Raw genomic sequence first — 24,658 nt, 5'->3', positions numbered from 1 at the left:
GGTCACCCCCGGCCGGCGGACCCGGCGCCGATCGGCTGTGACTGCGTACATCATCCGACGCGTGATCGCCGCGGTAATGCTGTTGCTGGTGGTCAGCGCAGTCACCTTCGCGATCTTCTTCCTTGTTCCACGGCTCGGTGGGCAGACGATCGACCAGCTGGCAGTCCAGTACGTCGGTAAGGACGCCAACCCCGATTCGATCGCCGCCGTCAAGGCGAACCTGGGGCTCGACCAGCCCCTCTACACCCAGTACTTCGACTTCATCAAGGGCATCTTCGTCGGCGCCGAGTACAACTTCGGCCCGGACCCGTCCATGTGCAACGCACCCTGCTTCGGCTACTCCTTCAAGACGCACGTCGAGGTGTGGCCCGAGCTGATGGACCGGGTGCCGGTCACGTTCTCCCTGGCCATCGGTGCCGCGGTGATCTGGCTGATCTCCGGTGTCGCCATCGGTGTCCTCTCGGCGCTCAAGCGCGGCTCGATCTTCGACCGCATCGCCATGACGCTGGCCCTCGCGGGCGTCTCGCTGCCGATCTTCTTCACCGGCATGCTCGGCCTCGCGCTGTTCACCGTCCAGTGGCCACTGTGGTCGGAGGGCGTCAACTATGTCCCGTTCGCGGACAATCCGGCGGACTGGGCGTGGAACCTGCTCATCCCCTGGTGCAGCCTCGCCTTCCTCTACTCCGCCCTGTACGCCCGGCTCACCCGGGCCGGCATGCTGGAAGTGATGGGGGAGGACTACATCCGTACGGCGCGCGCCAAGGGCCTGCGGGAGAGCAAGGTCGTCGCCAAGCACGGACTGCGGTCCGCGCTGACGCCCATCGTGACGATCTTCGGTATGGACTTCGGCCTGCTGCTCGGCGGCGCCGTCATCACCGAACAGGTCTTCTCCTTCCAGGGCATGGGCGCGTACGCGATCCAGTCGGTGAAGGACGCCGACCTGCCGATCGTGATGGGCGTGACCTTGTTCGCCGCATTCTTCATCGTCTTCTGCAATCTGCTGGTGGACCTGGTGTACGCCGCCATCGACCCCAGGGTGAGGTACTCGTGAGCGAGGTTTCCAAGGAGCAGTCAGCCGTACGGGTTCCCGGTCCCGCCTCCGCTCCGGGCGAGCCGGTGGTCGCCAAGGCCGCCGGGTCACCCGGGTCCGGCGATCCGGGGGAGCCCTTCCTCTCCGTACGCGACCTGCGCATCCACTTCAACACCGACGACGGTCTGGTGAAGTCGGTCGACGGCGTCAGCTTCGACGTCCGGGCCGGCCAGACCCTCGGCATCGTGGGTGAGTCCGGCTCCGGCAAGTCGGTCACCTCGCTCGGCGTGATGGGCCTGCACCGCTCCGCCAACGCCGCGATATCGGGCGAAGTCTGGCTGGACGGTGAGGAGTTGGTCGGGGCCGACCCCGACCACGTACGGCGGCTGCGCGGCCGGAAGATGGCCATGATCTTCCAGGACCCGCTGTCCGCGATGCACCCGTACTACCGCATCGGCGCCCAGATCGTGGAGGCGTACCGCGTCCACAACAAGGTCACCAAGAAGGTCGCCCGCGCACGGGCGATCGAGATGCTCGACCGGGTCGGCATCCCCGAGCCGCACAAGCGGGTCGACAGCTATCCGCACGAGTTCTCCGGCGGTATGCGCCAGCGCGCGATGATCGCGATGGCCCTGGTCAACAACCCCGAACTGCTCATCGCCGACGAGCCGACGACCGCCCTGGACGTGACCGTCCAGGCGCAGATCCTCGACCTCATCAGGGATCTGCAGAAGGAGTTCGGCTCCGCCGTCATCATGATCACCCATGACCTCGGGGTCGTCGCCGAGATGGCGGACGACCTGCTGGTCATGTACGGCGGCCGGTGCATCGAGCGCGGACCGGCCGAGAAGGTGTTCTACGAGCCGCAGCACCCCTACACCTGGGGACTGCTCGGCTCGATGCCCCGGATCGACCGTGAGCAGACGGACCGGCTCATCCCCGTCAAGGGCCAGCCGCCGTCCCTCATCAACGTGCCGCAGGGCTGCGCCTTCAACCCGCGCTGCCCGTACGCGGATGTGCCCAAGGGCGGCATCACGCGCACGGAGCGTCCCGAGCTGAAGCAGGTCGGCGCCGGGCACCACTCCGCCTGTCATATGTCGCAGGAGGAGCGGACCAAGATCTGGACCGAAGAGATTGCGCCGAAGCTGTGAGCGCCGACGCCGTGAGCAACGCAAAGGATCCCGCTGTGGCGGACAGGCCGGAGAAGGCGAACAGGCCGGAGAAGGACAGGGCCGGTGAGCCCCTGCTGAGGGTGGAGGGGCTGGTCAAGCACTTCCCCGTCAAGAAGGGGCTGTTGCAGCGCCAGGTCGGCGCCGTCAAGGCGGTCGACGGGCTGTCGTTCGACGTCCATCCCGGCGAGACGCTCGGCATCGTGGGTGAGTCCGGCTGCGGCAAGTCGACCATGGGCCGGCTGATCACGCGGCTGGACGAACCGACCGGTGGGAAGATCGAGTTCCAGGGTCACGACATCACGCACATGTCGGCGGGCAAGATCCGTCCGCTCCGCCGTGACGTGCAGATGATCTTCCAGGACCCGTACTCGTCGCTGAACCCGCGCCACACGATCGGCACGATTGTCAGCGCGCCGTTCAAGCTCCAGAACGTGGAGCCCGAGGGCGGGGTGAAGAAGGAGGTCCAGCGCCTCCTGGGCCTGGTGGGCCTGAGCCCCGAGCACTACAACCGCTACCCGCACGAGTTCTCCGGCGGTCAGCGGCAGCGCATCGGTATCGCGCGGGCCCTGGCGCTGAGCCCGAAGCTGGTCGTCGCCGACGAGCCGGTCTCCGCGCTGGACGTGTCGATCCAGGCGCAGGTGGTGAACCTGCTGGACGACCTGCAGGACGAGCTGGGGCTCACGTACGTGATCATCGCGCACGACCTCTCGGTCATCCGCCATGTCTCGGACCGGATCGCCGTCATGTACCTCGGCAAGATCGTCGAGCTGGCCGACCGCAAGTCGCTGTACGAGCGGCCGATGCACCCGTACACGAAGGCACTGCTGTCCGCGGTGCCGGTGCCGGACCCGAGGCGGCGCGGCGTCAAGAGCGAGCGGATCCTGCTCAAGGGCGACGTGCCGTCACCGATCTCGCCGCCGAGCGGCTGCCGGTTCCACACCCGTTGCTGGAAGGCGACGGAGGTGTGCCGGACGGTGGAGCCGCCGCTGATCCAGCTGGAGCCGGGCCACGAGGCGGCCTGCCATCACCCGGAGAACGCGCCGGACCAGATTCCGGACGACACGAAGGTGCTCGCCTCGGCGCGCGAGGCGATCGCGCTCGTGGGTGACGCGGTGGCGGTGGACCCCGAGGCCGCCGTGGCCGCTCCCGCGACCGCGGAGACCTCCGAGGCGCCGAAGGGTCTCACCAAGGAGTAGCCCGTACACGTACGCCACGTACACGTACGCCACGCACGCGTATGTCACGCACGCCCCCCGCTCGCATGGTCCACCATGCGGACGGGGGGCTTCTGCGTGATGCGCGCGGGGCTTCTGGGCCGTACGGGAGGTTCACCCGGTTCGCCCCGCCCAACTGCGGCTCACCTGGCACGACTTGACCCGTTGGGGTGTGATGCCCCGGAGTCGGTCCATTTGTCGACTGTCCGGATCTCAGGTCTGCAACTCCGCATTGCGACCCGTTCATTTGGCACTTTCTTGACTGTAATGTTCGGCCGTCAAGACCGAGTTCCGGACTCGTCGGACCCCTGGGGTGGACCATGCGAATATTCAAGTCCCGAGCCGCTGGAGCGATCGTCACGGCCTTGGCCGTCGCGCTGATCGCCACCGGCTGCTCCAGCGAGCGCGACGAGGAAGGTGACTCGGGCGGCGCGAAGGACACCTTCGTCTTCGGCGGCCCCGGTGACCCCGGTTCGCTGGACCCGGCGCTCGCGAGCGACGGCGAGACCTTCCGGGTCACCCGGCAGGCGTTCGAGGCCCTGCTGAAGCACGAGTCGGGCGGCAGCACGCTCGCCCCGGCCCTGGCCGAGAAGTGGTCGAGCAACGCGGCCGGCACGGTCTGGACGTTCAACCTCCGTAAGGACGTGACGTTCCACGACGGCGAGAAGTTCAACGCCGCCGCCGTGTGCGCGAATTACGACCACTGGTTCAACTGGAAGGGCACGTACCAGTCCAGCGCGGTCTCCTACTACTGGCAGACCGTCATGGGCGGCTTCGCGGCCAACGAGGACCCCGAGACGCCGAAGGCGAACTACAAGTCCTGCACCGCGAAGGACGACAGCACCGCCGTCATCGAGGTCAACGAGCCCTCCGCGAACCTCCCCGGCGGCTTCTCCCTCCAGGCGCTGGCGATCCACTCGCCGAAGGCCCTGAAGGAGTACGAGAAGCAGGACGCCACCGCCAAGGGCGACGCCATCACGTACCCCAAGTACAGCCAGGTGGCGGGCACGGTCGCGGGCACCGGACCGTACAAGATCAGTGAGTGGAACAAGGGCAACAAGGAAGTCTCCCTGGAGCGTTACGACGACTACTGGGGCACCAAGGCGAAGATCAAGAACCTGGTCTTCCGCACCATCGACACCGAGGACGGCCGCCGCCAGGCCCTCCAGGCAGGCGACATCGACGGCTACGACCTGGTCGCGCCCGCCGATGTGAAGACGCTGGAGAGCGACGGCTTCCAGGTCCCCACGCGTGACGTCTTCAACATCTTCTACGTCGGCATGAGCCAGGAGAAGAACAAGGCGCTCCAGAAGCCCGAGGTCAGGCAGGCCATCGCGCAGGCCATCGACCGCGAGAACCTGGTCAAGACCCAGCTGCCCGAAGGCGGCGTCGTGGCCACGCAGTTCATGCCCGACACCGTCGCCGGCTACTCGGACGCCGTACAGAAGTACCCCTTCGACACGGCCAAGGCCAAGCAGCTCCTCGGGGACGCCGACGAGAGCGGGCTGAAGGTCGAGTTCTGCTACCCGACCGAGGTCACCCGCCCGTACATGCCCGCTCCGCAGGACATGTTCGAGCTGATGAAGGCCGACCTGGAGAAGGCCGGGATCACCGTCACCCCCAAGCCCATGAAGTGGGCGCCGGACTACATCGACGCCACCGAGGCGGGCGGCTGCGAACTGCACATGCTCGGCTGGACCGGTGACTTCAACGACGGCTACAACTTCATCGGCACCTGGTTCGCCGAGTACGACAAGCAGTGGGGCTTCAAGGACAAGGGCGTCTTCGACGCGCTGAAGGTCGCGTCGACCGAGACCGACCCGGCCAAGCGGACGGAGCTGTACAAGAAGGCCAACGAGACGATCATGGCGTACCTGCCGGGTGTGCCGATCTCCTCCTCGCCGCCGGCGATCGCCTTCGCCGACGACGTCAACCCGCCGAAGGTCTCCCCGCTGACGCAGGAGAACTTCGCCGAGACGTCCTTCAAGTAACAGCACCAGCGGGTCCGCCCGGCCGGCGGCGCACCAGAGCCGCCGGCCGCGCGGACCCGCCCCACGTCCGACGTCCTACGACGTCCCAGGTACCGAAGAAAGGGGCACGCGGGGTGCTGCGACTTGTCGCACGACGACTGCTCCAGCTGATACCCACCCTGCTCGGTCTGTCGGTTCTGCTCTTCCTGTGGCTGAACCGGCTGCCCGGAGGACCCGCTTCGGCGATCCTGGGCGAGCGGGCGACCGAGTCCGAAGTGGCCCGGATCAACCGGGCGTTGGGGCTCGACGAGCCGGTGTGGATCCAGTACTGGCGGTTCATCAAACGGATCTTCCAACTGGACCTCGGCACCTCCACACAGACCGGCCGGCCGGTGTGGGAGGAATTCACCCTGCGCTTCCCGGCGACCGTCGAACTCAGCGTCGCCGCCATGCTCATCGCGATCGTGGTCGGCATCCCGCTCGGCTACTTCGCCGCCCGGCGCCGCGGCAGCTGGCTCGACGTGACCGCCGTGTCGGGCTCGCTGCTCGGCATCTGCATCCCCGTCTTCTTCCTGGCGCTGCTCCTCAAGGGCCTCTTCGCCGTCAACCTCGGGCTCTTCCCGAGCTACGGCCGGCTCTCGACCGGCATCGACGCGACGAAGGTCACCGGATTCGCCGTCCTGGACGGCCTGTTGACCGGTGAGTTCGACGCGTCGTGGGACGCGATCACACATCTGGTGCTGCCCGCCGTCGCGCTCGCCTCCATCCCGCTCGCCGTCATCGTGCGGATGACCCGGGCCAGCGTGCTCGAAGTGCTGGGCGAGGACTACGTACGTACGGCGGAGTCCAAGGGCCTGGACAAGCGCGTCGTACGCGCCCGGCACGTCCTGCGCAACGCGCTGCTGCCGGTGATCACCGCCGTGGGCCTGCTGACCGGCAGCCTGCTGTCCGGCGCCGTCCTCACCGAGTCGGTCTTCACCTTCGGCGGGATCGGGTCCTTCATCCGTACGTCGATCGACGCCCGCGACTATCCGGTGCTCGTCGGCTTCATCCTCTTCATCGCGCTGGTGTACGTGCTGATCAATCTGCTGGTCGACGTGGCGTACAGCCTCATCGACCCGAGAGTGCGGGTGCACTGACGTGAACGCGATCCCTGACGCGACTCCTGACGCGACTCCGAACGCGACTTCGGACGCGGCTCCGAACGTGTCGAAGAAGGCCGACAAGATCGACCGGCTGGCGCAGCTCATGGAGCGGACCGAGACCACCTCGGGCGCCGGGCTGTGGCGCGAGGCTTTCCGGCGGCTGCGTACCAGCAAGACGGCGATCATCGGCGCCGTCGTCATCGGCCTGTTCGTACTGGTCGCGATCGTCGGCCCGTGGCTCGCCCCGTACAGCCCCACGGCGCAGGACTGGCGCGGCGAGGTCTTCCCCAACCAGGGGCGCTTCGTCGGACCGCGCGGCGAGAACTGGTTCGGACTCGACCACCTCGGGCGTGACGAGTTCTCCCGGATGCTCGTCGGCGCCCGGCAGACGCTGCTCGTGGGTGTCGTGTCGATGCTCATCGGCCTGGTGGCCGGCGCGGTCATCGGCGCCGTGTCGGGCGCGGCGGCGACGCTCGGCGGGGAGCCGGGCAAGCGCGTCGACACCGTCATCATGCGCGTCACCGACATCATGCTGGCGCTGCCCTCGCTGCTGCTGGCCGTGTCGGTCGCGGCCGTGCTGGGCCAGTCGCTGACCACCGTGATGATCGCGGTGGGTGTGGTCCAAGTGCCCGTGTTCGCACGCCTGTTGCGCGGTTCGATGCTCGCGCAGGGCAGCTCGGACTACGTACTGGCGGCCAAGGCGGTGGGCATCCGCAAACGCCGTATCGTCCTCACCCAGATCATGCCCAACTCGCTCAGCCCGGTCATCGTCCAGGCGACGCTCAGCCTCGCCACCGCGATCATCGAGGCCGCCGCCCTGTCCTACCTGGGCCTCGGCAATCCGGACCCGGCGATCCCGGAGTGGGGCGTGATGCTGTCGCAGGCACAGCGCTTCTTCGACAACGCGCCGATGATGTCGGTCTATCCGGCGGTCGGGATCATCGTCACCGCTCTCGGCTTCACGCTGCTCGGCGAGGCGATGCGGGAAGCTCTCGATCCGAAGCTGCGAGGCTGAAGTCCCATGTCACTACTGTCGGTTGACGCACTGTCGGTCACCTTCGCCGGGCACGGTGCGGGGCGGGCCCAGCGCGACACGAAGGCCGTCGACGGCGTCACCTTCGACGTCGCCGAGGGGCAAGTCGTCGGCCTGGTGGGCGAGTCGGGCTGCGGCAAGTCCGTGACCGCGCTCGCGCTGATGGGTCTGCTCCCGCGCAAGGGCGTGACTGTGGGCGGCCGGGCGGAGTTCGACGGCGCGGACCTGCTGTCCATGGGCGAGAAGAAGATCCGCGACCTGCGCGGCAGCCAGCTCGCGATGATCTTCCAGGACCCGCTCTCCTCCCTGAACCCGGTCGTCCCCATCGGCGTCCAGGTCACCGAGATCCTGAGCCGCCACCGTGGGCTGAAGGGCGAGCCGGCGCGTAAGGAGGCCGCGACGCTGCTCGACCGCGTCGGGATCCCGGACCCGGACCGGCGGCTGAAGGAGTACCCGCACCAGCTCTCCGGCGGAATGCGCCAGCGCGCGCTCATCGCCATGGCGGTCGCGTGCGCACCGCGCCTGCTGATCGCGGACGAGCCGACGACGGCGCTCGACGTCACCATCCAGGCCCAGATCCTCGAACTCCTCAAGGAGTTGGTCGACCAGGAAGGCACGGCGCTTCTGATGATCACTCATGACCTGGGCGTCGTGGCCGGGTTGTGCGACCAGGTCAACGTGCTCTACGCGGGGCGGGCGGTGGAGACGGCGGGCCGCCGCGAACTGTTCGCGCATCCCACCCATCCGTACGCGCACGGTCTGCTCGGCTCCATCCCGCGCCTGGACGCACCACGCGGTGAACCGCTCAGGCCGATCCGGGGGTCGATCAACGACAAGATCGCGTGGGCCGACGGCTGCGCGTTCGCGCCCCGGTGCGACTTCTACACGATGGAGTGCCTGACGGGCACGCCGGAACTCACCGAACCGCGCGCGGCGGGCCACCAGGTGCGCTGCGTCAACCCGGTCCTGCCGGCGGACGCCGCCGTACCTGTCGATCCGGTGGATCCGGTCGATGCTGTTGATCCGGTGGACGCCGTCGGGCCGGTCGAGCCGGTCGGGCCAGTTGATTCAGTCGATCCGGTGGATCCGGTCGAACCCACGGCGGAGGCCTCCTCATGAGTCTGCTCGAACTGAACGGCGTGAAGGTCCACTTCCCCGTCAAGAAGGGCGTCTTCTTCGACCGTACCGTCGGCCATGTGTACGCCGTCGACGGCGTCTCGCTGAAGGTCGAGGCGGGCCAGACCTACGGTCTGGTGGGGGAGTCGGGCTGTGGCAAGACCACCCTCGGCCGGGCCGTCCTGCGTCTCGTCGACATCACCGAGGGCGGGGTCGTCTTCGACGGTACGGATCTCGCGAAGCTGCCCGACGAGGAGATGCGGAAGATCCGGCACCGCCTCCAGATGGTCTTCCAGGACCCGCTGGGCAGCCTCAACCCCCGGCAGAACATCGAGTCCATCCTCTCCGAGGGCATGGCGGCGCACGGCATCGGCGCGGACCAGGAGGAGCGCCGGGAGCGGATCAAGAAGATCCTCGCGGAGGTCGGTCTGCCGACCAACGCGCTGTCCCGCTACCCGCACGAGTTCTCCGGCGGCCAGCGCCAGCGTATCGGCATCGCGCGGGCGCTCGTCCTCGAACCGGACGTGATCATCTGCGACGAGCCGGTCTCCGCGCTCGACGTCTCCATCCAGGCGCAGGTGATCAACCTCCTTGAGGAACTTCAGGAGTCCAAGGGCCTGACGTATCTCGTCATCGCCCACGACCTGGCCGTGGTCCGCCACATCTCAGACGTCATCGGGGTCATGTATCTGGGCTCGCTGGTGGAGGAGGCCCCGAGCGACGCGCTGTACGCCGAGCCGAGGCACCCGTACACGAAGGCGCTGATGTCGGCGGTCCCGGTACCCGACCCGGACGTCGAGGACCGCCGCGAACGCATCCTGCTCCACGGCGACCTCCCGTCCCCGGCGTCCCCGCCGACGGGGTGCCGCTTCCACACGCGCTGCCCCTGGAAGCAGGAGACACGCTGCGCGACGGAGCGGCCGGAGCTGACGGCGGTGGGGGACGGCCACCGGGTGGCGTGCCACTTCGCGGCGGAGATCGAGGCGGGGACGGTGGAACGGACGAGGTCGACGGGGATCGAGGCGGTGACGGAGACGGAGCCGGAGGCGCTGACGGAGGCCGTCTGAGGGCGTCTGAGGGCGGCCCGGCCCGGCCGGCTGCCTGCGCGGGCCGGCCTCAGCGACGGCGTACGAGACCGTCGAGCATCAGCTCGATGGTGAAGTCGAAGCGCTCGTGGTCGGTTCCCGCGGTGAGTTCGGCGGCGTAACGCTTGGTCTGCGGGAAGGTGTCGGGCAGATTCGCGAACCGGCTCAGCAGTTCGTCCCGGCTGACGACCCACTCGTCGCCGGAGCGGCTGAGCAGCGAGATCTCCAGGGTGTACGCGTTGACGTAGAGCGTCAGGGAGTCGATGCCCCAGGCGGCGGTCTGCGGCGCGATGCCGCCGGCGAGCAGGATGGCGAGCATCCCTTCGCCAAGACGCAGCGTGTCCTCGTTGGTGGGGGCGGCGGCGAGCGCGGCCCGGGAGATCCCGGGGTAGCGCAAGTACTGGTCGCGCATCCGCGTGTAGACGCCGGTGATCTGCTCCCGCCAGGCGGCGGGGTCCGGCTCGGGCAGGTCGATCTCGGCGCACAGGCGGCCGATGAGCAGCTCGTCCAGGTCGCCCTTGTTGACGACATGGGCGTACAACGACGCCGGCCCGGTCTCCAGAGCGGCTGCCACACGGCGCATGGTCAGGGCCTCGTAGCCCTCGCGCGCCACGATGTCGAGTGCCGCGTCGACGATGGCCTCCGCCGTGATCGGTTTCTTCCGCCGACCTCGCGCCGGCGGCGCGCCCGCATCGGGAACGGGCTGATGGTGCCGTGCTGCGCGCCGTTGCTGAGGGGTCGGTGGCATGTTCCGAGCATAGCGGATGGACGAACTTCGTTCCATGTGTGACGAACGTCGTTCGCGTTAACACGATCACTGTTCAAGTATCGAATGATGTTCGTGACTGTTGAGCGACGCTCCCCATCCCGTGACGTCAGCGCCGTGCTGCCGCCGCGCGCCGCGTGGCTCGTGCTCGTTGTCGTCTTCCTCGGCGAGATCATGGATGTCATCGACTCCGGCGTCGCCAACCTCGCCGGGCCGTCCATCCGGGCCGACCTCGGTGGCGGGCCCGGGGGCGAACTTCCCGCACCGTTAGGCCTGGGGCGGCCCCTCGTGTCCGGTGTAGAACTGTCGGGTGTTTCAGGAACTGTTCACCCCTTCCGTCCAGCACTCGCTCGACCTCGCCGGCATCTTCGTCTTCGCGATCTCCGGCGCCCTGCTCGCCGTCCGCAAGAACTTCGACGTCTTCGGCATGGCGGTGCTCGCCGAGGTCACCGGGCTGGGCGGTGGGCTGCTCCGGGACCTGATCATCGGAGCCGTACCGCCTGCGGCCTTCACTGACCTCGGCTACTTCACGATGCCGCTGGTCGCGACGGTCCTGGTCTTCTTCCTGCATCCGCATGTCGAGCGCATCCAGGGCGCGGTGAACGTCTTTGACGCGGCGGGGCTCGGGCTGTTCTGCGTGACGGGCACGGTCAAGGCGTACGAGTACGGGCTCGGCCTCACCGCGTCCGCCGCGCTCGGGCTCGCCACGGCGGCGGGCGGGGGTGTTCTGCGCGACGTACTCGCCAACGAGGTTCCGTCGCTGCTGCGTTGGGACCGCGACCTGTACGCGGTGCCCGCGATCGTCGGCGCGACGACGGTGGCGATCTGCATCCGCTTCGACGCGCTGAACGGACTGACGAGCGGGCTCGCGGCCCTCGCCGCGTTCGTGCTGCGGCTGCTGGCGATGCGCTTCCACTGGCGGGCGCCGCGCGCGTACAACCGCCGTTCGACGGCGGCCGAGGAGTCAGGCTCGAACACATAAGCTACCGCTTGGTAATGCATTGTTGTACCGTGCTGCTCATGGCACAGGCAGCGCCGATGGCACAGGCATCCATCGTGGACAGCGAGTTCGACCGCGACACCTCCGTCACCCTCCGTGAACCGGGTGTCTACGACGCCCACCTCTCCGACGGCTGGGCGATCCTCTCCGCCGTCAACGGCGGCTATCTGCTGGCGATCCTGGGCCGCGCCCTGCGCGACGCGCTGCCGCACCCCGATCCGTTCACGGTCACGGCGCACTACCTGACGCCGTCCAAGCCCGGCCCGGCGGTCGTCCGTACGGAGACGGTGCGGACCGGCCGTACCCTCGCGACCGGCCAGGCGTCGCTCTTCCAGTACGAGGCGGACGGCACGGAGGTCGAACGCGTCCGGGTCCTCGCGGCGTACGGCGCGCTGGACTCCCTCAGCGACGACATCCGCACCTCGGCGAAGCCGCCCACGCTGCCGCCGCCCGAGCAGTGCCTCGGTACGGAGGACGGGCCGGCCGCGTTTCCGGAGGACTCGGGCTTCGCGCGACGCGTGGTGATCAAGCTGGACCCGGAGACCGCGGGTTGGGCCGTCGGCGCCCCGTCCGGAAAGGGCGAGGTGCGCGGCTGGTTCTCCCTGGCCGACGGCCGCGAGCCGGACCCGCTCTCGCTGCTGCTGACGGTGGACGCCTTCCCGCCGACCGCCTTCGACCTCGGCCTCATGGGCTGGACGCCGACGGTCGAACTGACCACCCACATCCGGAGCCGCCCGGCACCGGGACCACTGCGGGTCTTCGTCACCACGCGAAACCTGGCGGGCGGCTATCTGGAGGAGGACGCGGACGTCTGGGACAGCACGAACCGCCTGGTCGCCCAGTCCCGCCAACTGGCAAGGGCCCCGAGGGCAGTCAGGGCGCCGGAGGCGCGGTAGCGGGAGCTGCGGGCAGGCGCGCCCGCGCCGCCTGGCACCCCGTGCGCGATCCTGGACCGGTGAAGTCCGATCGGCTCCTTTCGATTCTGTTGCTCCTCCAGACGCGCGGACTCGTCCCCGCCTCCGAGCTGGCCGAGCGCCTTGAGGTGTCCGTGCGCACCGTCTACCGCGATGTCGAGGCGCTCTCGGCCGCGGGCATCCCCGTCTACGCCGAGCGCGGCAGACACGGTGGCATCGCGCTGCTGCCCGGCTTCCGTACGGACGTCACCGGTCTGACCGCCGACGAGTCCCGCGCGCTGTTCGTCCTCGCCGCGCGGGGCGCCCACTCCGCGCTCGGTCTCGACCAGGCGCTCGGCTCGGCCCTGCGCAAGGTGATGGCCGCGCTGCCCGCCCCGCACCGCCCCGCTGCCGAGCGGACCAGCCGCCGCATCATCGTCGACCCGGAGCGGTGGATGCGCGCGGGGCGGCCCGCCGTCGACCTGGACGTGCTGAACACCGCGGTCTTCGCCGATCGCCGGCTGCGGCTGAGCTACCGGCACAGCGGCACCACCGAGACGAGGACGTACACGGTCGATCCGTACGGTCTCGTCGTCAAGGCGGGCGTCTGGTACCTGGTCGCCGACCACCGTGGCGTACCCGGTCTCTACCGCGCCGACCGCGTGCGCGACGCGACCCTGACCGACGCGCCCGTACGCCGCCGGGACGGCGTGGAGCTGGGCGACGTCTGGGACTTGCTGCGCCGGAAGGTCGAACTGCGGCCGGCGGACATCGAGGTGACCGCTCGGGTCCGCGTCACCCGGCTCGACATGTTCCTCCGTATCCAGGCGGCCCAACTGACCGACGAGGAACCGGTCGTGGAGGCGTCGGGGGAGTGGGCCCGGCTGGCCCTCGTCTTCACGGAGCTACGAGCGGTCCGCGCCCTGCTCGCCTTCGGCGAGAACGTGGAGGTGCTGTCGCCGCCCGAGGCCCGCGACGTACTCGCCGGGGCCGCCGCCGCGGTCACGGAGCTGTACGGAGGAAGTCACCCAGCGCCAGGGTGAGTTCGGCGGGAGCGTCCTCCTGTACGAGATGGCCCGAGCCCGCGATCAGCAGCAGCTCGGCCCCGGGGATCAGCCCCGCCAGCTGCCGCCCCTTCTCCTGCGGGATCCAGGTGTCGTCCTCGCCCCAGCAGATCAGCACCGGCAGGTCCAACTCGCCGTACCGGCACTCGATCTCGTCGGTGAATCGCTGGTCGTTCTGCACGATCTGCCGGTAGAACGCGCCCCGCCCCGCCTCCGTGCCGCACCACGGCTCCACCAGCGCGTCCAGGACGTCCGCGCGCAGCCCGGGGTGGCTGGCCGAACTGACGTACTCCCGCACGAGCGCGCGATGCAGGTCGGGCGGCAACCGGTCGAAGACCTCGCTGTTTTCGCCGATGAGCCGGTACGTGGGCGAGCCCCAGGGAGACAGCGCCACGGGATCCACGAGCGCCAGCCGTTCGTACCGCGCGCCGTGCAGCAGCGTCGCGCGCAGGGCGACGCATCCCCCGAAGTCGTGCGCGACGACGGCGGGCCGCTCCAGCCCCCAGTGCTGGAGCAGTTCGCCGAAGATCCGCGCCTGCGCACCCAGCGACACGTCCTGATCCCGCCGCATCTCGGACGTCCCGAACCCGGGCATGTCCCACACGTACACCCGATGCCGCCTCGCGAGCGCCCGCGCGGGGCCCCGCCACACGTACGACGAGAACGGAGTCCCGTGCAGCAGCACGACGGGAGCCCCGTCGACGGGCCCGAGGACATTCCACCGGACCTCACCGGAGGAGCTGTTGAACGTGTGGTCGAGAGTCCATCCATCCATGCCCACCAGGCTAGTTCCCGGGTCTGACATTCTCCGGGTCCGAACATCTCCCGGGCAGGTGCGGGGCGGGGCCCGTCACAGCCCCCGCGCGCCGTCGATCCGCTCGCGGAGCAGGTCGGCGTGGCCGTTGTGCCGGGCGTACTCCTCGACCAGATGGATCAGCACCCAGCGCAGCGACACCGTCCCGCGCCAGCCGTCCTCGCCCACGACGTCGAGGTGGGGCGCCGCCGCCACGAACCGGTCGGCGAAGGCCACCTCCTCGCGCCAGGCCTCCCACGCGGCGGCGACCACGTCCCGATCCGGCACGGCGCCGTCGAAGTCGCCGTCCGGGCGCGCCGGGGACGAGAACCTGGGCGGTGCGTCCTGCCCGGCCATGACGCACCGGAACCAGCGGCGCTCCACGTCGGCCAGATGACGCACGAGGCCGAGCAGCGAGAGCGTGGAGGGCTGTACGGCGCGCCGCGACAGCCGCAGATCCAGGCCGGCGCACTTCAACTCCAGCGTGGCCCGCTGGGCCGCCAGGAAGTCGGCGAGCATCGCGCGCTCGTCGCCGGTGGTACGGGCGTCGAGCCGGCTGTCGGACCCGGCGGTGACGAACATCTCGGCTCTTCTGCTGTGACCGGTCATACCGCCCATCATCCCTGCGGGAGGGCCCGCGCCACCGGCCCCGGAGGGCGCCCGAGCGCTGTCCGGACGGCCGCTCCCCGCCCCGCGCCCCGCCCGGCTTCCCGCTCACGCCCCGCCCACGGCGATCCGCGCCCACCGCGGCTCGTAGAATCGTGCACACCATGGCCTATCTCGACCACGCCGCGACCACCCCGATGCTTCCCGAGGCGATCGAGGCGATGACCGCTCGGTTCGCCGATGTCGGCAACGCGTCCTCGTTGCACGCCGCCGGGCGGCGGGCCCGGCGTACCGTCGAGGAGGCGCGCGAGGAACTCGCCGAATCCCTCGGCGCCCGGCCCAGCGAGGTCGTCTTCACCTCCGGCGGCACCGAGGCCGACAACCTCGCCGTGAAGGGCCTCTACTGGTCCCGCCGCGACGCCGATCCGGCCAGGACGCGTGTGCTCGCCAGCCCCGTGGAGCACCACGCCGTCCTCGACGCCGTCGACTGGCTCGGCGAGCACGAGGGCGCGAACGTCGAGTACCTGCCCGTCGACGGCTACGGCAGGGTCTCGCCGGAGGCGCTCCGCGAGGCCGTCGAACGCAACCCCGACGACGTCGCGCTGGCCACCGTCATGTGGGCGAACAACGAGATCGGCACGATCCTCCCCGTACGCGAACTCGCCGAGGTCGCCGCCGAGTTCGGCATCCCGCTGCACTCGGACGCCGTCCAGGCGTTCGGCCAGACCGAGGTCGACTTCGCCGCGTCCGGACTCGCCGCGATGACCGTCACCGGGCACAAGATCGGCGGCCCCTACGGCGTCGGCGCGCTGCTCCTGGGCCGTGAGTACACACCCGTCCCCGTCCTGCACGGCGGCGGCCAGGAACGCCACGTGCGCTCGGGCACCCTCGACGTTCCCGCCATCGCCGCGTTCGCCGTCGCGGGGCGGCTCGCCGCCGAACGGCGCGGCGAGTTCACACGCGACATCGGCGCCCTGCGCGACGAGTTGATCGCCTCCGTACGGAAGGCCGTGCCGGACGCGGTCCTCGGCGGCGACCCCGTCGACCGCCTCCCCGCCAACGCCCACTTCAGCTTCCCCGGCTGCGAGGGCGACTCCCTGCTCCTGCTGCTGGACGCGCAGGGGATCGAGTGCTCGACCGGGTCGGCCTGTACGGCGGGGGTCGCGCAGCCCAGCCACGTACTGCTGGCGACGGGCACCGACCCCGAACTGGCACGCGGCACGCTCCGGTTCTCCCTCGGCCACACCTCTACAGAGGCCGACGTCAAGGCGGTGGCCTCGGCGATCGGCCCGGCGGTGGCGCGGGCGCGGGCGGCGGGGCTGAGCTGAGGTGGCCCTGCGGGCGGGTTGCCGTCCCGGCGGGTTTCCGGGGTCTCGTTGCCCGGGGCGGGGTTCGGGGTCTCCGGAGGGGTATGTCCGGACGGCATGACTTACGCCGCGTGCAACGCTCGTTGGACCCGACGACCCGGCTTGTTCACGCGACACAAGTCAGCCTGAGTGTCCGAACACACCCCTCCTGCGCCCCCGCCCCCCTCACGCCGCCACGTGGCGCTGTTCAACCCCCACTCCCGCCGCGGGTTGGAAGGGGGACGCGCAGGGGTCGTGGCCGGACACTCAGGCTGATTTGTGCCGCGTGGAAAGCCCGGTTCCCTCGGGTCCAACGAACGGGGCACGCGGCGTAAATCATGCCGTCCGGGCATGACCCCGGAGCGGCACCCGGCCACCACCGCAACCACCCAGCCCGTCCGGCGCTTGAGGACACAACGACCACCGGCCCGCACGTGAACCCCGCAACAGCTCAGCGCTCAGCGTCCTCGCGGCACCCGGCCACCACCGCAACCACCCCAGCCCGTCCGGCGCTTGAGGACGAAACCGGCCGCCGGGCGGACCCGGCAACAGCTCAGCTCAGACCCACGCCCCGCACCAGCTTCATGTACCGGTCCCAGTCCCAGTGCGGCCCCGGGTCCGTGTGGTCCGTCCCCGGCACCTCCACGTGCCCGATGATGTGCGTCCGGTCCACCGGTATCTCGTACCGCTGACAGATCCCCGCCGTCAGCCGCGCCGACGACTCGTACATCTCGTCCGTGAAGTCCTGCGGCCGGTCCACGAACCCCTCGTGCTCGATGCCGACGCCGCGTTCGTTGTACGAGCGGTTCCCCGCCTGGTACGCCACGTCCAGCTCACGGATCATCTGCGCGACGTGCCCGTCCTTGCGCACCACGTAGTGCGTGGCCGCCTGGTGCGCCGGGTCCTTGAAGACCTTCAGGGCCGTCCGGTAGCTGCCCTGCACGACATGGATGATCACCCGGTCCACGGTGAAGTCGGCGGGGCGGTCCGCCCGGCGCCAGTTCGCCGACGACGCGGCCACCCACTCGGCACCCACGTGATCCAGCTCACCCGGCCTGCGCGCCTTCTCCACCCCCGGCACGCGGTACCAGAGCCGCGTCGCCTGGTCCTGGCCCGCCAGGACCGCGACCGTCCCGCCGCCCACCACGGCGGCGGCGCCGCCGATCAGAAAGGCGCGCCGCCTGATTTTCGCCCCGTCGCGGACCGGGGTCCCGCCCGCATCCGTACCGCTCGTACCGCCCGTACCAGGGGTGTCACCGCTCACGCCACCGCTCGTATCACCGGCCACGCCACCACTCTCGGCGCCCCGCCTTCTCTTGCCCATGGACTGTCAACGGATACTCGCGCGATTCTGGTTCCCCGGCACCCTTACGCTTGTGTTGCTATGACTCAGACACCCCAGCGCCCCCTCCGTGTGCTCGCCGCCATGTCCGGCGGCGTGGACTCCGCCGTCGCCGCCGCCCGCGCCGCCGAAGCCGGTCACGACGTCACCGGCGTCCACCTCGCGCTCTCCGCGAATCCGCAGTCGTTCCGTACGGGCGCGCGGGGCTGTTGCACCATCGAGGACTCGCGCGACGCGCGGCGGGCCGCCGACGTGATCGGCATCCCCTTCTACGTATGGGACCTCGCCGAGCGCTTCCGTGAGGATGTCGTCGAGGACTTCATCGCCGAGTACGAGGCCGGGCGCACCCCGAACCCCTGCCTGCGCTGCAACGAGAAGATCAAGTTCGCGGCGCTGCTCGACAAGGCGATCGCGCTGGGCTTCGACGCCGTCTGCACCGGCCACTACGCGACGGTCGTCACCGGCCCCGACGGGGCGCGCGAGCTGCACCGCGCGAGCGACATGGCCAAGGACCAGTCGTACGTCCTCGGTGTGCTCGACGAGCGCCAGCTCGCACACGCCATGTTCCCGCTGGGGGACACCCTCACCACGAAGGACGAGATCCGCGCGGAGGCCGAGCGCCGCGATCTGGCCGTCGCGAAGAAGCCCGACAGCCATGACATCTGCTTCATCGCCGACGGCGACACCCAGGGCTTCCTCGCCGCCCGTCTCGGCAAGGCCGAGGGCGACATCGTGGACGAGTCGGGGTCCAAGGTCGGTACCCACGACGGCGCGCACGGTTTCACCATCGGCCAGCGCAAGGGCCTGCGGATCGGCCACCCCGCGCCGGACGGCAAGCCGCGCTACGTGCTGGACATCTCGCCCGTCGACAACACCGTGACGGTCGGCCCGGTGGCCGCCCTCGATGTCACCGCCCTGACGGCCATCAGGCCCCGCTGGTGCGGCGGCACGGCCCCCGTCGGCCCCGGCGCCTACACGGCGCAGCTGCGCGCCCACGGCGACGAGACAGCGGTCACGGCGGAGCTGATCGACGGCACGCTGCACGTCGACTTCGCGGAGGCGGTACGGGGCGTGGCCCCGGGCCAGGCGATCGTGCTGTACGACGGCACACGCGTGGTCGGCTCGGCCACGATCGCGACGACGGCGCGTCGCGCGGGAGCCTTGACCGGCTGACCGGCTGACCGGCTGACCGGCTGACCGGCTGACCGGCTGACCGACGGACTCCGGCCCCGTCCCACGTGGGCGCCGGCTCCGTCGCGCCCGTTACGCAAGCGTAATCAGGCGCACTCTTGTGGCGCGTGAGGGGCTGCTCCAGGGTGCATGTATGCGCATACAGACAGCGCATACATGCCGCTCCGTTCCGATGAGCCCCCCACCCGTTCTGCTCTCCCTCCGAGGAAGTGCGACGCCATGACGCATGCCCCCGCCCCCCGCCGCCGCACCGTCCTGGGCGGAGCCGCCCTCGGTACGCTCGCCACCGCGGGCCTGTCCGCGCCGGACGCGCTGGCCGCCCCGGTTGCCCCCGCCGCCCCCGCCCCGCCCGGCGACACCACCCCGGCCGGCTCGGTCTCGTACCGGAACAAGCAGATCCTCGTCGGTGGCAAGCCCGCCCTCGTACTCGCCGGAGAGATCCACTACTTCCGGCTCAAGAAGGCGGACTGGCAGTCCAGGCTCGACAGGGCCAAGGCGGCGGGGCTCAACACCATCGCCTCGTACATCCCTTGGATGTGGCACGAGCTGCCCGACGGCACGATCGACGTCACCGGCCGTACCCGCCCCGAACGCGACCTCGGCGCCTTCATCGACCTCTGCCACCGCAACGGCTTCCTCTTCATCGCCCGCCCCGGCCCCTTCACCATGGCCGAGTTGAAGGGCGAGGGCGTCCCCGAGCGGGTGCGGAAGGACCACCCCGAGATCGTCTCCACCGGCTGGAACGACGCTCCCGCCACCACGCCCACGGTCGACTACCTCGCGCCCGCCTTTCTCAAGGAGATGCGCCACTGGTACGCGGCGGTCATGCCGGTGCTCGCGGAGCGGCTGCACGGCAGCGGCGGCCCCGTCGTCTCCGTACAGCTCGACAACGAGATCGGGATGCTGGCCTGGGTCAGCAACTCACCCGACCTCACCGACCACTTGACGGCCGACTTCGACGGCTGGCTGCGTGAGGAGTACGGGGACGGGCTCGCCGGGCGTTACCCCTTCGCGGGCGAGGACCTGGCCGGGCGGCGCAGGGTGATACGTCACCCGAAGGACGCGTACGGCGCGGCCCTGATGCACGACCTGGGCCGCTTCATGCGGGGCCGCTTCGCGCGGTACGTCGCCGAACTGCGGTCGGCCGCCGAGGAGTACGGGATCACCGGCGTCCCGTTCGTGATCAACATCCACGGCACCTCCGACAGCCGCGCCGAGCCGTTCCCCATCGGCATCAGCCAACTGATGGAAACCTACGCGGGGATCGAGGGAACGATCTCCGGTGCGGACTTCTACCTCGGCGATCTGACCCTGCGCAATGTCACCGACCTGTATCTCATCAACGCCTTCATGGACGCGGTCAACGACAAGGACCAGCCGGTCACGGCGCTGGAGTTCGACGCCGGGCACGCCGACTACGGGCAGAACATGGACAGCCAGACCAGCCCCTCGGGCGTTGATCTCAAGACCCGCCTGTGTGTCGCGCAGGGTGCGAAAATGCTCAACTACTACCTGTTCGCGGGCGGGTTCAATCCAAAACTCGACAAGCCCACGGGCGACGGGAACGACCGGATCGGTATCACGGGCGAGCGGCACGGCTTCGCCGCACCGGTCGATCCGGAGGGCCGGCCAGGAGTCAGCTACGCGTCGACGCGCCGGACGGTGCGCGCGATGGGCTCTCTCGCCGATGTCCTCGCGCCGATGCGTACGACCTACGACGACGTGGCGCTCGGTTTCGTACCCGATCACTATCTGACCGAGTACCACCCGCCGGGACTCGCCTCTGTACAGAAGGTGCTGGACGAGGCGGTGAACACACGCGGCGCCGGCCCGCGTGGCTCGCTGGCCCGCGCGATGCTGCTCGGCGGCTTCCGCTACCGGGCTGTGAACCTCCAGGCGGGCGATCTGGACCCGAAGGCCGTACCGGTACTCGCGCTGGCCACGGGCGAGCACCTGGGGGCCGAACTGCAGCGGCGCCTGGTCCGCTACGTCGAGGCGGGCGGAAAGCTGCTGCTGTCCGGAAGGCTGCCGGTCAAGGACATGGCCGACAGGCGCTGCACCGTGCTCGCGGACGCGCTGGGCCTCAAGGCCGGGAAGACGCTCACCGACGCGAACCGCTTCTGGCTGTCGGTGACCGCCCACGACTGGGCGGCGCCGCTGCCCGAAGTGCGGCTGTCACGTGCCCAGTTGTGCGAACCCTCCCGAGGAAGGACGGTGCTGCGCGAGCTGTCCACGGGCAAGGGCTGCGGCTTCGACATTCCCCTCGGGCGGGGGCGGGCCGTCGTGATCACCACCGACTACCAGTGCGACCTGACCTTCTGGGACCGTGCCTTCCGCGCCCTGGACGCCGCCCCCGCTCTCCGGCACAGCGCGACCGACCCGGGAGTCTTTCTGCTGACGACGGCCGACGGCGAGCGCGGCCGGCTGCTGCACGCCTTCAACGTCTCCTCGGGCTACGAGCAGGACTTCACGGTCACGGAGAACGGCAAGCCCCTCTTCGGCGGCGAGAAGCTGCACCTGCCCGGTCGTACGGCGGCGATTCTGCCGCTCGGGCTGACCGTGGGCGGCCTGCGCGTCGCGTACGCGACGGCGGAGCTGACCGGCGCCGCCGACGGCCGGGCGACGTTCCGCGCGCTCGGCGCCCCCGGCACTCCCGGCGGGGAATCGGTGGTCGCGGTGGAGGGCGCGGCGCGCTGCGACGGCGCTCGTATCTCGACCGAGGGCGGCCGGACCGTACTGCGTGTACGCCGAGCCGAGTTCACCGTGCGCCGCGGCTGACGCACCGCGCGGGCCCGGAGAAGCCCTGGCCGGGGGCGCCCCGTCCGGGACTGCCCCGGACGGTAAGGCCCCGGACCGCGCCGTCGCCTGTCGTGGGAGGCTGTGACCGGCCCGCCCGCAGGGCGGCGACCGGTCCGAACACCCCGCCCCGCCCTGACGGAAGGAAGCCCACCGTGGCCGAGCACTTCCTGGACTCCGTGCCCGGCACGGTCAGCAACGTCTTCTCGCGCGAACTGCCCCCGGTGCTGACCGTCGACCCCGGGGACACCCTCACCGTCCACACGCTCGACTGCTCGGGCCACCTGGAGCGGCGCCGTACGGCGGACGAGGACGTGCCCCGCATGTTCGGCGAGCGGCGCGGCCACTGCCTGGTGGGCCCGATCGCCGTACGCGGCGCCGAACCGGGCATGGCACTCTCCGTGACGCTGGAGTCCCTGCGCCCCGACGACTGGGGCTTCACCGCCGCCGCGACGTCCGACACCCCGCTAACCCGCCGGCTGGGCATGAGCGGCGAGGAGTCCGAGTGGCTGACGTGGGACCTCGACGCGGACAAGGGCACCGGGACCGACCAGTACGGTCACACGGTCTCCCTCGCGCCCTTCCTCGGCGTCGTCGGCACACCCCCGGACGAACCGGGCGAGCACTCCACGACGCCGCCCCGCACCCTTGGCGGCGGCAACATCGACTGCCGTGAACTGGTCGCCGGATCCACCCTGTTCCTCCCCGTCACCGTGCCGGACGCGCTGCTCAGCATCGGCGACGGCCACGCCGCGCAGGGCGACGGCGAGGTCTCCGGCACGGCGATCGAATGCGGCATGACGACCCGCCTCACCGTCGGTCTCCTGCCGTCCCCGCCGCTGACGACGCCGCACGCGGTGACTCCGGCGGGCCGGATCACGTTCGGTTTCGACGCGGACCTCAACGAGGCGTCGGCGCAGGCTCTGGACGCGATGCTGACGTGGATGACGTCGCTGTACGGCGTGAAGCGGGCGACGGCGCTGGCGTTGGCGAGTACGACGGTCGATCTTCGGGTGACCCAGGTGGCCAATCAAACGTGGGGAGTGCACGCGGTGCTGCCGCACGACGCGATCCGCTGAACCCCACGCGCCCATGTCTGCACCGGGCGTGATCGGCGAGCAGGCCGCCGACCGCCGTCACCCTTGTCCCTGACACCGGTCCCACCGTCCTCTCCTCACGAGCCCACGAGCCCACGAGCCCACGAGCCGATGTCCGCACGCTCACGCCGCCGCGGCGAAATACTCTTCGAGCACCGGCGCCAGCACGTGCGGCGCCACCTCGTGCACCTGACCCGTCAGGGTGCGGTGCCGCCCGCGCGGCAGCGCCTCGGCCACCGCCCGCGCCGCCACCCGCATCGGCGGCGGACTCGCGCCCCCGTCCACGACCATCACCCGCGCCGTGATCCGCGCGAGCCGTTCCGTGGGCACCGGTCCGGGGCCCATCACGGCGTTGTCGTACGCGAGGGTGTGCGCCAGCGCCGTCATGCTCTGCCACATCGCCGCCCGGCGCATCCCCGACATCACGTCGGGCGGCACCCCGACCACCGACAGGAACAGTTCCACGGCCTCGTCCCGCCGTCCCCGCGACAGCAGGTCGTCGAGCCGTGCCGTGTAGGCCGCGTTGTCCGTGACATCGGCCGGACCGGCGTCGTAAGGAGGCTCGTACACGGCGAGTTGGGTGATCGGCAGCCCCGTGGCGGCCGCCTCCAGCGCCAGGGCGGCGCCCGAGGACATGCCGTACACGGAGGCGCTGCCGCCCACCTCCGTAAGGAGGGCGGCGATGTCCTCCACCTCGCGATCCACCGCGTACGGCGCCGTGTCACCGCTGCCACCGCGCCCCCGCCGGTCATAGGTGATCACGCTGAAGCGCGGTGCGAGGAGCGCCGCCAGCGGTGCTTCCGCCGCCGCCGTGCTGAACGCCCCTCCCACCATGATCACCGGAGGCCCGTCGCCGCCCGTCCGCCGGTACGCGATGAGGGTGCCGTCACCCGACTTCGCCTTGCCCACTTGGTCCATAAGCGTTGAGACCGGCGGACTCACCGGAACTCATCGGCGGTGAGCGGAAATTGGAGAATTTTTCTTCGACGGACCCGGACCGGGAGGCTCAGCCCGCGACGACCTCAGTCTCGTAGAAGCAGAAGTGGTCCTTGATCTCGGCGACTTCGTCCTTCGGCTCGGGATACGCCCAGACCAGGTCGGGCGCGTCGGGCAGCGACCAGTAGGAGGCGTCGCCCTTGAACGGGCAGTGGGTCGTGGTGTCCGACGCGGTCAACAGCTCCGTACGGACGTCCTCCGGCGGCAGGTAGTAACGGACGGGCAGTCCGGTCTCGTGCAGCAGCAACGGCCGGCTGCTGTCCGCGACGACCTGTCCGTCGCGGACGACCCGTACGTGCTCCGTGCCCTGTTCGACGGTGATGGTGTGGCCCTTGGCCATGGCGATCGGCTCCTTCGGTGACTCGGTCCCTCTTCTTCTGCGGTCCCTTCTACCGTCAGCAACGGCCGACCACGCCCTCTTCCCAAAGAGGTCACCCGGATACCGTGGAGCCATGAATATCTGTGTCTTCCTCTCCGCCGCCGAGCTGGACGAGCGCTACACCCGCCCCGCCCGCGAGTTCGCCGAACTGCTCGGCAAGGGTGGCCACACGCTCGTCTGGGGCGGTTCGGACGTCGGGCTGATGAAGGTCGTCGCCGACGGGGTGGAGGAGGCGGGCGGGCGTCTCGTGGGGGTCTCCGTCGGCTTCCTGGGTGCCACGAAGCGGGCACGCGCCGACGAGATGGTGATCGCCAAGGACCTGGCCGAGCGCAAAGCGCTGCTCCTCGCCAAGTCCGAAGCCGTCGTGATCATGGTCGGCGGTACGGGCACGCTGGACGAGGCGACCGAGATCCTCGAACTGAAGAAGCACGGCCTGCACGACAAGCCCGTGGTGCTGCTCAACACGGCGGGCTTCTACGACGGCCTCAAGGAGCAGTTCAGCCGTATGGACAGGGAGGGCTTCCTCCCGCTGCCCCTGACCGACCTGGTCTTCTTCGCGGAGGACGCGGTCGGCGCCCTCGCCTATCTGGAGGAGTCCGCCGGGGTCGGCTGACCCCCCGCCGG

22 protein-coding genes are annotated in these 24,658 nt (G+C 70.1%); 16 read left to right on the top strand and 6 right to left on the bottom strand.

Annotated elements, in window-relative coordinates; all coding sequences use genetic code 11:
• Window positions 1-37 precede the first annotated feature (37 nt).
• From ACFT9I_RS28600 to ACFT9I_RS28565, 8 genes are all read left to right on the top strand, one after another.
• A complete protein-coding gene (locus ACFT9I_RS28600; RefSeq protein ID WP_382568913.1) occupies window positions 38-1,051 on the top strand; it encodes an ABC transporter permease in 1,014 nt (337 codons plus the stop codon).
• Window positions 1,052-1,116: 65 nt separating this feature from the next.
• A complete protein-coding gene (locus ACFT9I_RS28595) occupies window positions 1,117-2,181 on the top strand; it encodes an ABC transporter ATP-binding protein (protein ID WP_382568911.1) in 1,065 nt (354 codons plus the stop codon).
• A gap of 35 nt (window positions 2,182-2,216) precedes the next feature.
• Window positions 2,217-3,398 carry an ABC transporter ATP-binding protein gene (locus tag ACFT9I_RS28590; protein ID WP_382568903.1) on the top strand — a complete coding sequence of 394 codons (1,182 nt, stop codon included), beginning with the start codon at window positions 2,217-2,219 and terminating at the stop codon, window positions 3,396-3,398.
• 338 nt (window positions 3,399-3,736) lie between these two features.
• Window positions 3,737-5,407 (top strand): ABC transporter substrate-binding protein, encoded by a 1,671-nt coding sequence (locus tag ACFT9I_RS28585; protein ID WP_382568902.1) that lies wholly within the window; start codon window positions 3,737-3,739, stop codon window positions 5,405-5,407.
• A gap of 113 nt (window positions 5,408-5,520) precedes the next feature.
• Window positions 5,521-6,525, top strand: coding sequence for an ABC transporter permease (locus ACFT9I_RS28580; protein ID WP_382568900.1), 1,005 nt, complete (start codon window positions 5,521-5,523; stop codon window positions 6,523-6,525).
• A gap of 109 nt (window positions 6,526-6,634) precedes the next feature.
• Complete coding sequence (locus ACFT9I_RS28575; protein WP_382568909.1) at window positions 6,635-7,546, top strand: ABC transporter permease; 912 nt, start codon at window positions 6,635-6,637, stop codon at window positions 7,544-7,546.
• Between the two features lie 6 nt (window positions 7,547-7,552).
• Complete coding sequence (locus tag ACFT9I_RS28570) at window positions 7,553-8,683, top strand: ABC transporter ATP-binding protein (protein ID WP_382568898.1); 1,131 nt, start codon at window positions 7,553-7,555, stop codon at window positions 8,681-8,683.
• Complete coding sequence (locus ACFT9I_RS28565) at window positions 8,680-9,747, top strand: ABC transporter ATP-binding protein (protein ID WP_382568897.1); 1,068 nt, start codon at window positions 8,680-8,682, stop codon at window positions 9,745-9,747. Before ACFT9I_RS28570 ends, ACFT9I_RS28565 begins: the two co-directional genes overlap by 4 nt.
• A 49-nt stretch (window positions 9,748-9,796) precedes the next feature.
• Here the strand turns inward: ACFT9I_RS28565 and ACFT9I_RS28560 are convergent, their stop codons facing one another.
• Complete coding sequence (locus ACFT9I_RS28560; RefSeq protein WP_382568895.1) at window positions 9,797-10,513, bottom strand: TetR/AcrR family transcriptional regulator; 717 nt, start codon at window positions 10,511-10,513, stop codon at window positions 9,797-9,799.
• Window positions 10,514-10,841: 328 nt separating this feature from the next.
• Here ACFT9I_RS28560 and ACFT9I_RS28555 point away from each other — a divergent pair, with 328 nt between their 5' ends.
• From ACFT9I_RS28555 to ACFT9I_RS28545, 3 genes are read left to right on the top strand one after another with little or no spacing between them, the layout of a single operon-like run.
• A complete protein-coding gene (locus ACFT9I_RS28555) occupies window positions 10,842-11,513 on the top strand; it encodes a trimeric intracellular cation channel family protein (RefSeq protein WP_382568893.1) in 672 nt (223 codons plus the stop codon).
• A 38-nt stretch (window positions 11,514-11,551) separates the two neighbouring features.
• The gene (locus ACFT9I_RS28550) at window positions 11,552-12,427 is read left to right on the top strand and encodes a thioesterase family protein (RefSeq protein WP_382568891.1); all 876 of its coding nucleotides are present in this window, start codon (window positions 11,552-11,554) and stop codon (window positions 12,425-12,427) included.
• Window positions 12,428-12,486: 59 nt separating this feature from the next.
• Window positions 12,487-13,467 carry a helix-turn-helix transcriptional regulator gene (locus tag ACFT9I_RS28545; protein ID WP_382568889.1) on the top strand — a complete coding sequence of 327 codons (981 nt, stop codon included), beginning with the start codon at window positions 12,487-12,489 and terminating at the stop codon, window positions 13,465-13,467.
• Here the strand turns inward: ACFT9I_RS28545 and ACFT9I_RS28540 are convergent.
• Together ACFT9I_RS28540 and ACFT9I_RS28535 are read right to left on the bottom strand one after the other, a co-directional pair.
• On the bottom strand, window positions 13,427-14,263 hold the full coding sequence (locus ACFT9I_RS28540; protein WP_382568887.1) for an alpha/beta fold hydrolase: 837 nt from the start codon (window positions 14,261-14,263) through the stop codon (window positions 13,427-13,429). The genes ACFT9I_RS28545 and ACFT9I_RS28540 overlap by 41 nt on opposite strands.
• A 75-nt stretch (window positions 14,264-14,338) precedes the next feature.
• Window positions 14,339-14,890 carry a DinB family protein gene (locus ACFT9I_RS28535; RefSeq protein WP_382568885.1) on the bottom strand — a complete coding sequence of 184 codons (552 nt, stop codon included), beginning with the start codon at window positions 14,888-14,890 and terminating at the stop codon, window positions 14,339-14,341.
• A 161-nt stretch (window positions 14,891-15,051) separates the two neighbouring features.
• On the opposite strand from ACFT9I_RS28535, the gene ACFT9I_RS28530 reads away from it, so the two are divergent.
• Window positions 15,052-16,215, top strand: a complete 1,164-nt coding sequence (locus ACFT9I_RS28530) for a cysteine desulfurase family protein (protein ID WP_382568884.1) — start codon at window positions 15,052-15,054, stop codon at window positions 16,213-16,215.
• Between the two features lie 571 nt (window positions 16,216-16,786).
• Here the strand turns inward: ACFT9I_RS28530 and ACFT9I_RS28525 are convergent.
• Entirely contained in the window at window positions 16,787-17,557 is a 771-nt protein-coding gene (locus ACFT9I_RS28525) for an N-acetylmuramoyl-L-alanine amidase (protein ID WP_382568882.1), read from the bottom strand.
• Window positions 17,558-17,617: 60 nt separating this feature from the next.
• Here ACFT9I_RS28525 and mnmA point away from each other — a divergent pair, with 60 nt between their 5' ends.
• The 3 genes from mnmA to ACFT9I_RS28510 all read left to right on the top strand — a co-directional run bounded on the left by mnmA (window position 17,618) and on the right by ACFT9I_RS28510 (window position 22,641).
• On the top strand, window positions 17,618-18,748 hold the full coding sequence (gene mnmA, locus ACFT9I_RS28520) for a tRNA 2-thiouridine(34) synthase MnmA (protein ID WP_382568880.1): 1,131 nt from the start codon (window positions 17,618-17,620) through the stop codon (window positions 18,746-18,748).
• A 237-nt stretch (window positions 18,749-18,985) separates the two neighbouring features.
• Window positions 18,986-21,544, top strand: coding sequence for a beta-galactosidase (locus tag ACFT9I_RS28515; protein WP_382568878.1), 2,559 nt, complete (start codon window positions 18,986-18,988; stop codon window positions 21,542-21,544).
• 173 nt (window positions 21,545-21,717) lie between these two features.
• On the top strand, window positions 21,718-22,641 hold the full coding sequence (locus tag ACFT9I_RS28510; protein WP_382568876.1) for an acetamidase/formamidase family protein: 924 nt from the start codon (window positions 21,718-21,720) through the stop codon (window positions 22,639-22,641).
• A gap of 141 nt (window positions 22,642-22,782) precedes the next feature.
• Here the strand turns inward: ACFT9I_RS28510 and ACFT9I_RS28505 are convergent, their stop codons facing one another.
• Window positions 22,783-23,568 (bottom strand): alpha/beta fold hydrolase, encoded by a 786-nt coding sequence (locus ACFT9I_RS28505; RefSeq protein ID WP_382568874.1) that lies wholly within the window; start codon window positions 23,566-23,568, stop codon window positions 22,783-22,785.
• A 97-nt stretch (window positions 23,569-23,665) separates the two neighbouring features.
• Window positions 23,666-23,995 carry a DUF427 domain-containing protein gene (locus ACFT9I_RS28500; RefSeq protein WP_382568872.1) on the bottom strand — a complete coding sequence of 110 codons (330 nt, stop codon included), beginning with the start codon at window positions 23,993-23,995 and terminating at the stop codon, window positions 23,666-23,668.
• Between the two features lie 112 nt (window positions 23,996-24,107).
• Here ACFT9I_RS28500 and ACFT9I_RS28495 point away from each other — a divergent pair, with 112 nt between their 5' ends.
• Window positions 24,108-24,647: a TIGR00730 family Rossman fold protein gene (locus ACFT9I_RS28495; protein WP_382568870.1), complete on the top strand. Its 540-nt coding sequence runs from the start codon at window positions 24,108-24,110 to the stop codon at window positions 24,645-24,647.
• Window positions 24,648-24,658 lie beyond the last annotated feature (11 nt).

The organism is Streptomyces sp. NPDC057137, assembly GCF_042670825.1.
In the GTDB taxonomy this organism is placed as follows: domain Bacteria; phylum Actinomycetota; class Actinomycetes; order Streptomycetales; family Streptomycetaceae; genus Streptomyces.
The sequence above is the reverse complement of the archived record's forward strand: the minus strand, read 5'-3'. Positions and strand labels throughout refer to the sequence as shown.

Coding starts and splice junctions, on each gene's coding strand:
- ACFT9I_RS28575 (WP_382568909.1), top strand. CDS start 6,635: ATGGAGCGGACCGAGACCACCTCGGGCGCCGGGCTGTGGCGCGAGGCT.
- mnmA (WP_382568880.1), top strand. CDS start 17,618: ATGACTCAGACACCCCAGCGCCCCCTCCGTGTGCTCGCCGCCATGTCC.
- ACFT9I_RS28550 (WP_382568891.1), top strand. CDS start 11,552: ATGGCACAGGCAGCGCCGATGGCACAGGCATCCATCGTGGACAGCGAG.
- ACFT9I_RS28530 (WP_382568884.1), top strand. CDS start 15,052: ATGGCCTATCTCGACCACGCCGCGACCACCCCGATGCTTCCCGAGGCG.
- ACFT9I_RS28500 (WP_382568872.1), bottom strand. CDS start 23,995: ATGGCCAAGGGCCACACCATCACCGTCGAACAGGGCACGGAGCACGTA.
- ACFT9I_RS28525 (WP_382568882.1), bottom strand. CDS start 17,557: ATGGGCAAGAGAAGGCGGGGCGCCGAGAGTGGTGGCGTGGCCGGTGAT.
- ACFT9I_RS28515 (WP_382568878.1), top strand. CDS start 18,986: ATGACGCATGCCCCCGCCCCCCGCCGCCGCACCGTCCTGGGCGGAGCC.
- ACFT9I_RS28560 (WP_382568895.1), bottom strand. CDS start 10,513: ATGCCACCGACCCCTCAGCAACGGCGCGCAGCACGGCACCATCAGCCC.
- ACFT9I_RS28585 (WP_382568902.1), top strand. CDS start 3,737: ATGCGAATATTCAAGTCCCGAGCCGCTGGAGCGATCGTCACGGCCTTG.
- ACFT9I_RS28570 (WP_382568898.1), top strand. CDS start 7,553: ATGTCACTACTGTCGGTTGACGCACTGTCGGTCACCTTCGCCGGGCAC.
- ACFT9I_RS28495 (WP_382568870.1), top strand. CDS start 24,108: ATGAATATCTGTGTCTTCCTCTCCGCCGCCGAGCTGGACGAGCGCTAC.
- ACFT9I_RS28565 (WP_382568897.1), top strand. CDS start 8,680: ATGAGTCTGCTCGAACTGAACGGCGTGAAGGTCCACTTCCCCGTCAAG.
- ACFT9I_RS28540 (WP_382568887.1), bottom strand. CDS start 14,263: ATGGATGGATGGACTCTCGACCACACGTTCAACAGCTCCTCCGGTGAG.
- ACFT9I_RS28535 (WP_382568885.1), bottom strand. CDS start 14,890: ATGACCGGTCACAGCAGAAGAGCCGAGATGTTCGTCACCGCCGGGTCC.